Origin of the sequence: Pseudoxanthomonas sangjuensis (genome assembly GCF_010211755.1) — a bacterium.
In the GTDB taxonomy this organism is placed as follows: Bacteria; Pseudomonadota; Gammaproteobacteria; order Xanthomonadales; family Xanthomonadaceae; genus Pseudoxanthomonas_A; species Pseudoxanthomonas_A sangjuensis.
Map to the genome: position 1 here is coordinate 1 of NZ_PDWR01000007.1, position 13,335 is coordinate 13,335.

Here is a 13,335-nt window from a genome sequence, read left to right on the forward strand (position 1 = left end):
AAAAGACACCCCCCGGGCACACCCGCCGTGGCGGCCACCGCGCCCCCGCTGCTGGAAGAACTGGCCCGCGCCGCGCCGGCGCTGGACCGGCAGGTGCTGTCGCTGGCCACCCGCGCGATGTCCTGCGCGCTGCGCCGGCCGGACCCGCTGCGCCGCCCGGCCACGCTCAGCGTGATCGACTATTCGCGGCCCTCGACACAGCCGCGGCTGTGGGTGTTCGATCTGGCCCGCAAGCGGCTGCTGTTCGAGGAACTGGTCGCGCATGGCCGCGGCACCGGCGAAAACCTGGCCCTGCGCTTCTCCAACCGCAGCGGCAGCAACATGTCCAGCCTCGGCGGCTTCGAGACCGAGGAAACCTACGTCGGCCACAACGGCTATTCGCTGCGCCTGCGCGGGCTGGAACCGGGCTACAACGACCAGGCCCGCGATCGCGCCATCGTCATCCATGGCGCACCGTACGTCAGCCCGGCGCTGATCAAGAGCGTGGGGCGGCTGGGGCGCAGCCTGGGCTGTCCGGCCGTCCGCCCGGCCGTGGCCAAGCCGCTGATCGACAGCATCCGCGAAGGCTCGTTCGTGTTCGCCTACTACCCCGACGCCGACTGGCTGCGGCATTCGCGCCTGCTGCAACCCGGCTGCGGCGATGCCGTGGCGGCGCAACCGGACACCGCTACCGCCGCCGCGACCAACTGAGTCCTGCTGCGCCGCAACAGACAAGCGCGTAAAATGGCGGCCCCTCACCGCACGCTACTGGAGCCGTTCCATGGGCCTGGGCCATGTCCCCACCGGCAAGAACCCGCCGGACGAAATCAACGTCATCATCGAGATCCCCAAGGATTCCGAGCCGGTGAAGTACGAGGTGGACAAGGAAAGCGGCGCGATCTTCGTCGACCGCATCCTGTCCACGCCGATGCGCTACCCGTGCAACTACGGCTACGTGCCGAACACCCTCGGCGGCGACGGCGACCCGGTCGACGTGCTGGTGGTGCTGCCGCTGCCGCTGATCCCCGGCTCGGTGATCCGTTGCCGCCCGGTCGGCGTGCTGCGCATGACCGACGAAGCCGGCAGCGACGAGAAGCTGCTCGCCGTGCCCGCCAGCAAGGTCTTCAACGGCTATTCGCACATCGACGACATCGGCCAGGTCTCGCCGCACTGGCTGGAGCGCATCGGCCACTTCTTCGAGCACTACAAGGACCTGGAGAAGGGCAAGTGGGTCAAGGTGGACCGCTGGGGCGACGCCGCCGAAGCCAAGCGGATCATCGCCGAGGGCATCGACAGCTACAACGCCAAGGGCTGACCGGCCCGCCGCCGCGAACGGAAAACGCCGCTGCATTGCAGCGGCGTTTTTTTTCAGCTTCCCTGCCGCCGCGCCGCGGCCAGCGCGATCAGGCGCGATACCACCAAGGCGATGTACATCACCCCGGCGAACATCGCCAGCATGGTCAGGCCGCGCGCGACCGACGTCGCCGGGGCGATGTCGCTCAGGCCGACGCCGGACAGCAGGCTGAAGCTGAGGAACAGCAGTTCCAGCCAGCTGCGCGGATGGGCGGGATCGACACCGATGCCGAAGCTGCCCGGCAACCACGCCTGGCAGGCGGCGAAGGCGAAGGCGAAGGCCCACGCCAGCAGGGTGAAGGTCGCGCCGGCCGCGATCAGTTCGTCGGTGGTGACGTGGTGATCGCTGAGCATGTAGAACATCAGGCCGCCGGCCGCGTAGAAATACAGCAGCGATTCCAGCAACTGCGCGAACGGCAGCAGCGCCGGCAGGTGCAGGAAGTTCGCCGTCAGCGTCGCCAGCACCGCCGGCAGCGCCAATGCCCACGCGACCCAGTCCGTCGTGCGGCCGCGCCGGACCACCCAGATGACCAGCGACAGCACGCCGACGCCGAAGGCGTTGAACAGCGCGCGACCGGCCGGCGTGTCCTCCATGAACGGATACAGCAGCACGCCGAGCAGCTGCACCGCCAGCAGCAGGCCGGCCGGGTGCCGGCGCAAGGTGGCCAGCCAGCGGAATCCATTCGGCCGCATCTCAGCGGAAATGGTAGACCAGCGCGTAGTAGACCACGTAGATCCACGACAGCAGGCCGTGGATGATCGCCCACAGCAGCGACTTGTTCGCGCTCCAGGAAATGGCGATGGCCAGGGCGGAGCCGAAGCTGACGCCCGCCTTGACCACGGTGGTGGAAGTTCTTTCACCCATGCGACGGCTCCCGCTCTGCGCGAATGCGCCCGAGTCTACCCCAGCAGGCTTCACCCCTGCCGGTAGACCTCGGCGCCCTGCTCGCGGAACTGCGCCGACTTCTCGGCCATGCCCGCTTCCAGCGCCGCCTTCTCGTCGACCCCGTGTTCGGCGGCGTAATCGCGCACGTCCTGGGTGATCTTCATCGAACAGAAGTGCGGGCCGCACATGCTGCAGAAGTGCGCCAGCTTGTGCGCTTCCTTCGGCAAGGTCTCGTCGTGGAACTCCTTGGCCTTCTCCGGATCCAGGCCGAGGTGGAACTGGTCCTCCCAGCGGAACTCGAAGCGCGCCTTCGACAGCGCGTTGTCGCGCACCTGCGCGCCGGGATGGCCCTTGGCCAGGTCGGCCGCGTGCGCGGCGATCTTGTAGGCCATGATGCCGTCGCGCACGTCCTGGCGGTTGGGCAGGCCCAAGTGTTCCTTCGGCGTCACGTAGCAGAGCATCGCGGTGCCGTACCAGCCGATCATCGCCGCGCCGATCGCGCTGGTGATGTGGTCGTAGCCCGGCGCGATGTCGGTGGTCAGCGGGCCGAGCGTGTAGAACGGCGCCTCGCCGCACTCGCGCAGCTGCTTGTCCATGTTCTCCTTGATCAGCTGCATCGGCACATGGCCCGGGCCTTCGATCATGGTTTGGACGTCGTGCTTCCACGCGATCTTGGTCAATTCGCCGAGGGTTTCGAGTTCGCCGAACTGCGCGGCGTCGTTGGCGTCGGCGATGCAGCCCGGGCGCAGGCCGTCGCCCAGCGAGAAGGCCACGTCGTAGGCCTTCATGATTTCGCAGATGTCCTCGAAATGCGTGTAGAGGAAGTTCTCCCTGTGGTGCGCCAGGCACCACTTGGCCAGGATCGAACCGCCGCGGGAGACGATGCCGGTCACGCGCTTGGCGGTCAGCGGCACGTAGCGCAGCAGCACGCCGGCGTGGATGGTGAAGTAATCCACGCCCTGCTCGGCCTGCTCGATCAGGGTGTCGCGGAAGATCTCCCAGGTGAGTTCCTCGGCGCGGCCGTCGACCTTCTCCAGCGCCTGGTAGATCGGCACCGTGCCGATCGGCACCGGCGAATTACGCACGATCCATTCGCGGGTCTCGTGGATGTGCTTGCCGGTGCTCAGGTCCATCACCGTGTCGCCGCCCCAGCGGATCGCCCACACCAGCTTCTCGACCTCTTCCGCAATCCCTGACGACACCGCGCTGTTGCCGATGTTGGCGTTGATCTTGGTCAGGAAGTTGCGGCCGATGATCATCGGCTCGCTTTCCGGGTGGTTGATGTTGTTCGGCAGGATCGCACGGCCGCGGGCGATCTCGTCGCGCACGAACTCGGGGGTGATGAGCTCCTGGATGCTCGCGCCGAAGCTTTCGCCCGGATGCTGCGCCAGCAGGCCGGCGTCGCGCACCGCCTCGAGGCGCTGGTTCTCGCGGATCGCGACGAACTCCATTTCCGGGGTAACGATGCCGCGCCTGGCGTAATGCATCTGCGTCACGTTGGCGCCGGCCTTCGCGCGGCGGGGCAGCGCCCGGTTGGGGAAGCGCACCGCGTCGAGCTTCGGGTTGCTTTCGCGCGCGCGGCCGAATTCCGAGCTCAGCGTGGCGAGCGGTTCCGTATCGCCGCGCTCCTCGATCCACTTCGCGCGCAGCGCCGGCAGGCCGCGCGACAGGTCGATGCGCGCGTCCGGGTCGGTGTACGGGCCGGAGCAGTCGTAGACCGTGACCGGCGGATTGTCTTCGCCGCCGAACAGGGTCGGGGTCCTGGTCAGCGCGATCTCGCGCATCGGCACGCGGATGTCGGCGCGCGAGCCTTCGACGAAGACCTTGCGCGAGCCGGGGATCGGCCGGGTGACGTATTCGGAAAGCTGCTCGGTCTGCTGCAGCAGGGCGTTGGGTACGGCGTTCATGCGGTTCGTCCTGGTCGGGCGCGCGAGGAATTCGCGTCGCGGACGAAGCGGCGGCACGGGAACGCGCAGGCGGGCGCGTCCCGCGAAGCTTCCCTACGCCGGTCTCAACCGGATCAGGTTCGAAGGGTCTGTCTCAACCGGGCCGTGGCCCGGTACCCCCGCTTCTGCGCGCAATTAGACCACAAAAGCACGGCAGGCGACCGAGATACCCGCCGCGCACGACCGCATCAGGACTGCGCGTCTTCGTCGGATCCGTCGGCCTTGCCGGCATTCGGATCGATCGTCGGATTCTCCAGCCAATCGACGATATCGCCCGACAGCGCCTCGGCGACCTTGTCCAGCGGACCGCAGACCGAGAAGGTAAAGGGCCGCGCCGTCGCTCGCTTGATACTGAAGTTGCCCAGCAGCTTGTCCCCGTCGCGCAATTCGCCCCTGACCCGACCGAATTTCGGACCCGATATCCCGCCGCCGCCGGCGGTATGCGCCATGGTGATGACCAGTTCGAGCGTCTTCCCACCCACCGAAGCCAGCTCGGCGTCGACGGCCTCGACCCGACCGCGGGACTTCTTCACGATCAACTGGCTCAGTTTCCGGTTCCAGTCGCACTTGGACAGGTTGGTGGATTCAACCGCTTTCACGTCCTGGTACGGAACGACTTTGGCAATCTTGATCGTGTCGGCAGCCATCGCGGTGGCCGGCACGACGAAGAAAGCGGCCACCCACAGCCCGTATCCCGGGAACTTCTCCATTTTCATCTCCCTTTTCCTGTTTGGCACGAAAGAAGCGCGCTTCAATCCCGCCAGCGGCGGAACACCAGCGAGGTATTGATCCCGCCGAAGGCGAAGTTGTTGCTCACCGCGTATTCGGTCTGCAATTCGCGGCCGCCACCGACGATGTAGTCGAGTTCCGCGCAACGCGGATCGCGCTCGACCAGGTTCAGGTTCGGCGCGAACCAGCCTTCGTTCATCATCATGATCGTCGCCCACGCCTCGAACGAGCCGCACGCGCCGAGCATGTGGCCGACGTAGCTCTTCAGCGTGCCGACCGGCACCTTCGCGCCGAACACCTGCGCGGTGGCCTGCGATTCGGCGATGTCGCCATGCTCGGTGGCGGTGCCGTGCGCGTTGACGTAGCCGACCTGCGCCGCGTCCACGCCCGCGTCCTCCAGCGCCAGGCGCATCGCCTGCGCCATCGTCGCGCTGCTCGGTTGGGTCACGTGCTGGCCGTCGCTGTTGCTGCCGTAGCCGACGATCTCGGCGAGGATGTTCGCGCCGCGCGCCCGCGCGTGCCCGAGCTCTTCCAGCACCAGCGTGCACGCGCCTTCGCCCAGCACCAGGCCGTCGCGGCGCGCATCGAACGGACGCGGCGTGGTTTCCGGCGCATCGTTCTGCACGCTGGTCGCGAACAGGGTGTCGAACACCGCCGCGGCGGTGGCGTCGAGCTGCTCCGAACCGCCGGCCAGCATCGCCACCTGCCTGCCCGCGCGGATCAGTTCGTAGGCCGAGCCGATGCCCTGGCTGCCCGAGGTGCAGGCGCTGGACGTGGTGACGACGCGCCCGGTCAGGCCGAAGAACACGCCGATGTTGACCGGCGCGGTGTGGCTCATCATCTTCAGGTAGGTGGTCGCGTTGATGCCTTCGGTGGTGTGCTCGTTGAGCATGCGGCCGAACTCGGCGATCGCCTCGTGGCTGCCGGCCGACGAGCCGTAGGACACGCCGACCTTGCCGCTGCCCAGCAACGGGTCGCCGAGCAGGCCGGCCTGCTGCAACGCCAGCTCGGTCGCGCGCACCGACATCAATGCCACCCGCCCCATGCTGCGGGTGTTCTTGCGGTTGTAGGCGGGCGACAGCTCGAACGCAGGCGCGGGTGCCGCCAGGCGCGTGTTCAGGCCAGTGTACCGATCCCACGCCGGCATGTGCCGCACCGCGTTGCGGCACTCGCGCAGGCGCGCGCCGATGCTGGCCCAGTCGTGGCCGAGCGGGGTGATGCCGCCGATGCCGGTGACGACGACGCGCCTGCCTTCGCGCGGATGTCCTTCTTTGTTGCTCAAGCCATTCCCCCATTGACCGAAATCACCTGCCGGGTCACGTACGCGGCCTGCTCCGACAACAGGAACGATGCGACCGCCGCGACTTCCTCGGGTTTGCCCAGGCGCGCGGCCGGAATCAGCTTCAGCGCGTGCTCGATCACTTCGTCGCTGAGCATTTCGGTTTCGATCAGCCCCGGCGCGATGCAGTTGACGGTGATTTTCCGGCTGGCCAGCTCGATGGCCAGCGCCTTGGTCGCGCCGATGATCCCGGCCTTGGCCGCGCTGTAGTTCGCCTGCCCGCGGTTGCCGACCAGCCCGGACACCGAGGCGATGGTGACGATGCGCCCCGGCGCGCGCCGGCGCACCATCGGCATCACCAGCGGGTTGAGCACGTTGTAGAACGCATCGAGGTTGGTGTGCACCACCGCGTCCCAGTCGTCGCCCGTCATCGCCGGGAACGCGGCGTCGCGGGCGATGCCGGCGTTGCAGACCACGCCGTAGTAGGCGCCGTGCGCCTCGATGTCCGCGACGATCGCCTGCGCGCTGACGGCACGGTCGGCGACGTCGAACCGCAGCACGCGCGCCTGCCGGCCCAGCGCGCGGATCTGCCCGGCGACGCTTTCCGCTTCGTCGACCCGGCTGCGGCAATGCACGGCCACGTCGTAGCCGTCCTGCGCCGCACGCAAGGCGATCGCCCGGCCGATGCCGCGGCTGGCGCCGGTGACCAGGACGCTCGGGTTCCCGCTCATGTTGGCTTGTTCTCCAGATAGGCCCGTGCGTCCGCCGGCTGGAACACCGAGACGTTGGCGCTGGCCAATACGCGTTCGCCGTCCAGGATCCGGCAGGCGAACATCCCCAGGCCATTGTCGCCGAACAGCTCGCGTTCCGCCTCCACCCGCAGCACGCTGCCGGCGGCGAAGTGGCCAATATCGGTCACGTAGCGGCGGCTGCCGAGCAGGAAGCCGATCTTCGGCGCTTCCCCGCGCGCGCGCGCCTGGCATCCCGCCCAGGCAGCGATGGCCTGGGCCATGTACTCGATGCCGACCCAGGCCGGCACGCCGCCGGCTTCGTGGAAGGGACCATCGACCGGCACGGTCAGCCCGACCACGGCGCGATCCTCGTCCCAGTCGAGCAGGCGGTCGACCAGGCGCATCGCCCCGCGATGCGGGACGACCTGCTCGATGTCGTAAAGGGGCCTGTTCATTGCGTCCTCTGGAATCATTCCCTCGAAAGCACCAGCGCCGCGTTGCTGCCACCGAAAGCGAACGACTGGCTCAGCGCGTGGCGCAACGGCGCAATGGCGCGTTCGCCCGGCGCGACCAGCCGCAGCGGCGGCAATTCCGGATCGGCCGCGCCGTCCCACCAGTGCGGCGGCAGCAGGCCCGCCGCATTGTCGTGCATCGACAGCCAGCACAGCGCGGCCTCGATCGCGCCGGCCGCGCCGAGCGCGTGCCCGGTCAGCGGCTTGGTCGAACTGGCCGGGACCTCGCGGCCCAGCGTTTCCGCGACCGCGCGGCTTTCCATCGCATCGTTGTGCGGCGTGGCGGTGCCGTGCAGATTGACGTAACCGATCTGCGCCGGCAGCAGTTGCGCGCGCGCCAGCGCCTCGCGGATCGCCGCAGCCGCGCCGGCGCCTTCCGGGTCCGGCGCCGACATGTGATGGGCGTCGGAGCTTTCGCCCCAGCCCGACAGGCGCACCGGGCCGGGCTCGCGGCTCATCACGAACAGCGCCGCGCCCTCGCCGATGTTGATGCCAGCGCGGTTGCGCGAGAACGGATTGCAGCGCTTCGCCGACACCGCCTCGAGCGCGCCGAAGCCGGCGACGGTGAAGCGGCACAGCGAATCGACGCCGCCCGCGACCACCACGTCGACGATGCCGGCGCGCAGCAGGCGCGCCGCCGAGGCCATCGCCTTGGCGCTGGACGAGCACGCGGTGGACACCGTCCACGCCGGACCGCGCGCGCCGGATTCGCGGGCGAGGAAATGCGACGGCGCCGCCATCTCCATCTGGGCGTAGTGGAATCCGCCGGGGAACACCTCGCTTTCGCGCCGGTGCAGGAAGGCCCGTTCGGCTTCCCCGATCCCCGAGGTGCTGGTGCCGAGCACGATGGCGACGCGCTGCGCGCCGAAGCGCGAGATCGCGTCTTGCACCGCGGCGCGGACCTGCAGCCAGGCCAGCCGCAGCAGCGCGTTGTTGCGGCTGCGCAGGATCGGGGCGCAATCGGACAGGTCGGGCAGCGTCGCGCCGGCGGAACCGAGCGCGAGGTTGCGGCCCGGGACCAGCGTGTCGTCGTCGGCCACGCCGCGCGGCGCATCGGCGGCGAACAGGTTCGCGCGGACCGCGTCGGCGCCGTTGCCGAGCGCGCAGACGATGCCCAGTTCGTTGAGATAGACCGGCGCGGGGTTCACGGCGACGCTTCCGGCATGGGCGGGAGGTCGGTGCGCGGAAAGTGAACTATAAGCTCGTAGTCTTCCGCCCGGTTGTCCAACACTATCCATCCCAAAGAACTTTCGAGCTTCGATGTCAGCCAGACATTGGATTCGGCATCGGACAGACGGCGCTCCCCATCGATCTCCTCGACATGCCATCCCGCCGGCAGTGCCTTGCGAATGGAATCCAGCGGCCATAACGCGAACTGCAGGTCGTCCAGCACGCGTCCACCGCGCACGGCCGGCGGCAACCACGGCGCGCGCTGCTCGGCCAGTTTCTTCCCGTCCCAGCTCAACCTGACGCCAGACTGGCCCATTGCCTGCACCAGCAGTCGCACTTCGCCGGCATCCACTTCGAGCAATGCATCGAGTTCTCGCTCTTTTGTTCCATGCCTGAATGTCAATTGCTGCTGTTCGGAAATCTCGCGACCCAACGCCGCCGGCGCGAGATGCAGCCTCGGCAATTCGACCGGCGGCTTCGCCGCCGGCCCGCGCGATGCGCAGGCGGCGAGCAGCAAGCCGGCGAACGCGATGGCGATCAGGCGCCGCACAGTTCCTCCAGCGCGCGCATGCGCCGGCCGCTCGGGTCGTTGACGTACGGGTTCTTCTCGTCCCATGCGTAGCCGGCGAGGATCGAGCAGATCATCCGCCGGACCTCGGGCTGCTGGTCCCGGTGGAAGATGACCCGCTGGAAGCCGCCTTCGTACCACGCCTCGACGAAGCGGCGGAACGCCTTCACCCCGTAGCGCAGCGGCGCGGCGAACCCGGTTTCCCAGTCCACGCTTTCGCCGGCATACCGGCGCGCGAGGCAGTCGCTGGCCAGCTGCGCCGACTTGAACGCGATGGTCACGCCGGAAGAGAACACCGGATCGAGGAATTCGCCGGCGTTGCCGAGCAGCGCGTAGCCCGGCCCCCACAGCGACGACACGTTGGCCGAATAGCCGACGATCTGCCGCGCCGGCATGATTTCCCACTCGGCGTCCTTCAGCAGTTCGCGCAGGTTCGGCACTTCGCCGACGATGGCCTGCAGGCGCTCGAGGCCGCTGCCCGGGTAGCGATCGAGGAATTCGCGCCCTGCGACCACCCCGAGCGAGCAGCAGCCGTTCGAGAACGGGATGGTCCAGAACCATACGTCGATGTGCTGCGGATGCGTGGTGATCAGGATCTTGTCGCGGTCGAAGCCGCTGCCCGTCGCGATATGGTCGCGCACGTGGGTGAAGATGGCGCCGCGCACCGGGAAGTCCGATGGCGACTCGAGGCCGAGCATCCGCGGCAACAGGCGCGCGAAGCCGCTGGCGTCGAGGATGAAGTCGGCCTCGATCGCGTACTCCCCGCCTTCCGGCGCGCGCGCGACCACCCGCGGCGTCGCGCCCGGTTCGACCGACAGCACTTCGTGGCGGTAGCGCACTTCCGCGCCCATTCGCTCGGCACCCTTCGCCAGCACGTGGTCGAAGTCGGCGCGCTGTACCTGGTAGGTCGTGCCCCAGCCCGGCGAGAACTTGTCGCGGAAGTCGAATTGCGTGCGCCGGCCGTTCCATTCGAAGGCGGCGCCGTTCTTGTACTGGAAGCCGGCCTCGACCACGTCCTGCATCAGTCCGGCGGCCTCGATGTATTCCATGCTCTGCGGCAGCAGGCTCTCGCCGATCGAGAAGCGCGGGAACTGCTCGCGTTCCAGCATCAGCACCTTGCGTCCCTGCTTGCGCAGCAGCGCCGCAGCGATCGAACCGGCGGGGCCGGCGCCAACGATCAGTATTTCCGTGCGTTCGGTTTTCATCGCGTACTGCCTTGGTTTTCGGATTGGGGATGCGCGGCCTGCCCGGGCCGGAACAGCGGCGAGAGCAGCCACACCGCGCCGATGCCGAACAGCAGGGTCAGGCCGAAGGCGCGCAGCGCCGGCGTCGCCGACAGGCCGAGCAGGCCGAACGACAGCCAGGTGCTGGCCGCACCGACGCAGACCGCCATCCATGCGCCGGCGTCGCCCCGGTGTTCGAGCAGGAAGATGCCGTAGTCGATGCCCATGCCGAGCAGCAGCAGCAGCGCCAGCACGTTGAACAGCTGCAGCGGCAGGCCGAGCCAGCCGAGCAAGGCGACGGCGAGCAGGCCGGCGAGCAGCGTCGGCAGCAGCACGCGCCACGCATCGCGGCGATAGCGCCAGTACAGCAGCGCGAACACCAGCGCCGCGCCGACCCCGAGCAGGCCGGTCATCAGCCGGCGGTAGTGGCGCAGCAGGCGCGAGAAGTCGGCGGTGCGGTCGACCCAGCGCACGCCGGGCAGGCCTTCGGCCTGCGCCGGCATGGCGCCTACTGCCTCCTTCGACAGACCATCGATCATCACCACCGTGGCCACGCCATCGCCGAGCCGGCCGAGCCACAACTGGCGGAACGGTTGCGATACCGGCGAGTCGAGGACGGCCCGGAGTTCCAGCGGCCGCGTGGAGAATTCGCCGCGCCGCGGCGTTTCGCCGAGCGCGGCGCCGACCTTCGCCAGCACTTCGTTCTCGATGCGCGCGCTCAGCGCCGCATCCTCCGCCTGCCGCTTGCGCGACGGGATCCAGTCGGAGAGCGCACGATGGCCGGCGATGCGTCGCTGGTGTTCGAGCCCGCGCAGGCGTTCGAGCAGGGCTTCCTCGCGCCGCAGCGTCTGCTCGGCGTCGGCGCCGCGCACCAGGTAGAACTGCGCGGGGCTCGGCAGGCCCATCAACTTGCCGATTCCAGCCTGTTGTTCGAGCAGCGCGCGCGGCGACGATTGCAGGCTGCGCAGGTCGTCGTCGCTCTGCAACCGCCACAGGCCGCCGGCGACGACGAAAGCGAAGAAGGCGGCGGCGACCCACCACTTCCCGTTCGCCAGCGCGCGCGGCCAGCGCCGCAGCGTTGCGCCGAGCCACCGCGAGAACCTCGTTGCGCGCAATTCGCCGCGATCCAGCCACGGGAACCAGCACACCACGGTCAGGAACGCCGCGGCCAGGCCGACCACCGAGAACAGCGCCATCTGCCGCAGGCCGGGGAACGGCGCGAGGCCGAGCGCCAGGTAGGCCGCCGCGCTGGTCGCCAGCGCCAGCCACAGGCCGGGAAGCAGGTGGCGCAACAGCTTCCAGCGCGCGTCCGCCGCCTGCCCCTGCCGCGACGCGAACCAGTGGATGCCGTAGTCCTCGGCCACGCCGACCAGGCTGGCGCCGAAGATCAGCGTCAGCAGGTGCACCTTGCCGAACACGACGACGGTGGCCGACAGCGCGGTCGCGACGCCGATCAACAACGATGCGGCGACCAGCACGATCGGCCGCAACGAACGGAACGCCAGCCACACCAGCAGCAGCACCGCCGCCAGCGAGCCCCAGCCGATGGTGTTGATTTCGCGGTTGGCCTGCGCCGCCGCGGCTTCCGCATGCAGCGGCACGCCGGCGCGCAGTTCGCGCAATCCCGGCACTTCGCCGCGGGCCGCCGCCGTCGCGGCATCGAGCGCATCGGCGATGCGGCGCGTGCCGTCCAGGCGGAACGCCGAGGCCTGCGTGCCGAATTGCAGTACCGCCCAGTAATGGCCTTCGCCCTGCAGCAATCCATCCTCGCCCATGCGCAGACCGGACCCGGCGGCGCGCTGCTGCCACCACTGCGGCCACAGGTTGAGCGGGTCGGCTTGCCATGCGGTCAGCCTCGGCGCGCCGATCGGCCCGTACAGCGCGGCGAGCGCCTGTTCGGCGAGCGCATCGGTCGATTCCCGTTGCAGCGTTTCGCGCTGCGCATCGGTCAGCAGGCGGTCGCGGTACGGCGCGTAGAAGGCTTGCGCCTGCGCGAACCAGTCGCGCGCCGACCCGTTCGCCGCGAACGGAACGGCGGTCGCATCCGCCTCGCGAAGCCGCTGCAGCTCGGCGACGAAGGCCGCCTCGGCCCGCTGCGCCTGTTCCGGCGCCGGCGCGCCGAGCAGCACGACCATCTGCCGCGCGCTGGCGTCGGCGATGCGCCGCGCGACTTCCGACAGTTCGCGCTCGCCGGCTTCCTGCGGCAGCAACGCGAGCACGTCGCTGTCGATCCGCGGCGCGTGCCAGAAGCGCCACTGGTGCCAGCCGACCGCGGCGACGGCAAGCAGCCACGCCAGCGCCAGCCAGCGCCAGCCGCGTTCCGGCTTGCCGTCGCTGGCCGGCGAATCAGTCAAGCTTCCTCGCCTCGTCCGCATCGAGCTGCGCCGGGGTTTCGCTCAGTTCGACGAACCTGAGCCGGGTACGGTCGCCGTTGCCTTCGACGACGCCGACCTCGCGCACGTAGCGGTCGCCCTGCAGTTCGATGCTGGCGAAGGACCGGGCCAGCGCCGCCGATTTCGGCTTCAGGGTCAGTTTCCATGCATCGCCCGGCAGCGCCTGCGCCTGGAGGTCGAAGCGCGAGGCCAGCGCGCCGACGTCGCCGCTCATCAGCGAGAACATCACCGCGTTGACCGAGCGCATCGCCGGCTGCTGGCGCGCGTCGACCTCGACGCGCAGGCTGCCGTCGCGCTGGCGGCTGAGGATGCGGTCGCGGGTGACGACCAGTTCGGACGGGAACGGCTGCAGCGTGGTCCAGACCACGCCCTTGCCGCGGGCGAGCACGAAGCGGCCCTGCGAGCGCAGCGGGTTCCTGAATCCGGCGACCTGTTTCTCCTGCTCGAAGCCGCCGCGCAGCACCGCGACCTGCGCGACGCGCTGGCGGACGATGTCCAGCCCGTCGGCGGCGAACGCCGGAGCGGGGCCGAGCAGGCACGCCGCGACGATCGCGAATTTCGCCATC

General features: G+C 69.3%; 14 protein-coding genes and 1 riboswitch. Of the genes, 2 read left to right on the forward strand and 12 right to left on the reverse strand.

Going from position 1 to position 13,335, the window contains the following annotated elements; all coding sequences use genetic code 11:
• Positions 1-27 precede the first annotated feature (27 nt).
• Both CSC71_RS04935 and ppa read left to right on the forward strand, forming a co-directional pair.
• Positions 28-690: a murein L,D-transpeptidase catalytic domain family protein gene (locus CSC71_RS04935; protein ID WP_246192011.1), complete on the forward strand. Its 663-nt coding sequence runs from the start codon at positions 28-30 to the stop codon at positions 688-690.
• A gap of 70 nt (positions 691-760) precedes the next feature.
• The gene (ppa, locus tag CSC71_RS04940; RefSeq protein ID WP_162373247.1) at positions 761-1,294 is read left to right on the forward strand and encodes an inorganic diphosphatase; all 534 of its coding nucleotides are present in this window, start codon (positions 761-763) and stop codon (positions 1,292-1,294) included.
• Between the two features lie 53 nt (positions 1,295-1,347).
• Here ppa and CSC71_RS04945 read toward each other — a convergent pair whose 3' ends face one another.
• The 12 genes from CSC71_RS04945 to CSC71_RS04995 all read right to left on the reverse strand — a co-directional run bounded on the left by CSC71_RS04945 (position 1,348) and on the right by CSC71_RS04995 (position 13,334).
• The gene (locus CSC71_RS04945) at positions 1,348-2,025 is read right to left on the reverse strand and encodes an ion channel (RefSeq protein WP_162373248.1); all 678 of its coding nucleotides are present in this window, start codon (positions 2,023-2,025) and stop codon (positions 1,348-1,350) included.
• A 1-nt stretch (position 2,026) separates the two neighbouring features.
• Positions 2,027-2,197, reverse strand: coding sequence for a hypothetical protein (locus CSC71_RS15395; RefSeq protein ID WP_170295386.1), 171 nt, complete (start codon positions 2,195-2,197; stop codon positions 2,027-2,029).
• A gap of 50 nt (positions 2,198-2,247) precedes the next feature.
• Complete coding sequence (thiC, locus tag CSC71_RS04950; RefSeq protein ID WP_162373249.1) at positions 2,248-4,125, reverse strand: phosphomethylpyrimidine synthase ThiC; 1,878 nt, start codon at positions 4,123-4,125, stop codon at positions 2,248-2,250.
• Positions 4,126-4,197: 72 nt separating this feature from the next.
• A riboswitch (TPP riboswitch) is annotated at positions 4,198-4,295 on the reverse strand.
• A 57-nt stretch (positions 4,296-4,352) separates the two neighbouring features.
• Positions 4,353-4,874, reverse strand: coding sequence for a hypothetical protein (locus CSC71_RS04955; protein ID WP_211367871.1), 522 nt, complete (start codon positions 4,872-4,874; stop codon positions 4,353-4,355).
• Between the two features lie 41 nt (positions 4,875-4,915).
• A complete protein-coding gene (locus CSC71_RS04960) occupies positions 4,916-6,175 on the reverse strand; it encodes a beta-ketoacyl-ACP synthase (RefSeq protein WP_162373251.1) in 1,260 nt (419 codons plus the stop codon).
• A complete protein-coding gene (locus tag CSC71_RS04965) occupies positions 6,172-6,903 on the reverse strand; it encodes a 3-ketoacyl-ACP reductase FabG2 (protein ID WP_162373252.1) in 732 nt (243 codons plus the stop codon). The genes CSC71_RS04960 and CSC71_RS04965 overlap by 4 nt, the downstream gene beginning before the upstream one ends.
• Positions 6,900-7,358 (reverse strand): hotdog family protein, encoded by a 459-nt coding sequence (locus tag CSC71_RS04970; RefSeq protein WP_162373253.1) that lies wholly within the window; start codon positions 7,356-7,358, stop codon positions 6,900-6,902. Before CSC71_RS04970 ends, CSC71_RS04965 begins: the two co-directional genes overlap by 4 nt.
• 14 nt (positions 7,359-7,372) lie before the next feature.
• Positions 7,373-8,563 carry a beta-ketoacyl-ACP synthase gene (locus CSC71_RS04975; protein ID WP_246191992.1) on the reverse strand — a complete coding sequence of 397 codons (1,191 nt, stop codon included), beginning with the start codon at positions 8,561-8,563 and terminating at the stop codon, positions 7,373-7,375.
• Positions 8,560-9,135 (reverse strand): DUF3261 domain-containing protein, encoded by a 576-nt coding sequence (locus CSC71_RS04980; RefSeq protein WP_246191994.1) that lies wholly within the window; start codon positions 9,133-9,135, stop codon positions 8,560-8,562. Before CSC71_RS04980 ends, CSC71_RS04975 begins: the two co-directional genes overlap by 4 nt.
• The gene (locus CSC71_RS04985; protein WP_162373256.1) at positions 9,123-10,358 is read right to left on the reverse strand and encodes an NAD(P)/FAD-dependent oxidoreductase; all 1,236 of its coding nucleotides are present in this window, start codon (positions 10,356-10,358) and stop codon (positions 9,123-9,125) included. The genes CSC71_RS04980 and CSC71_RS04985 overlap by 13 nt, the downstream gene beginning before the upstream one ends.
• A complete protein-coding gene (locus CSC71_RS04990; protein WP_425501922.1) occupies positions 10,355-12,730 on the reverse strand; it encodes an MMPL family transporter in 2,376 nt (791 codons plus the stop codon). The genes CSC71_RS04985 and CSC71_RS04990 overlap by 4 nt, the downstream gene beginning before the upstream one ends.
• Positions 12,723-13,334 (reverse strand): outer membrane lipoprotein carrier protein LolA, encoded by a 612-nt coding sequence (locus CSC71_RS04995; RefSeq protein WP_246191996.1) that lies wholly within the window; start codon positions 13,332-13,334, stop codon positions 12,723-12,725. The genes CSC71_RS04990 and CSC71_RS04995 overlap by 8 nt, the downstream gene beginning before the upstream one ends.
• Position 13,335 lies beyond the last annotated feature (1 nt).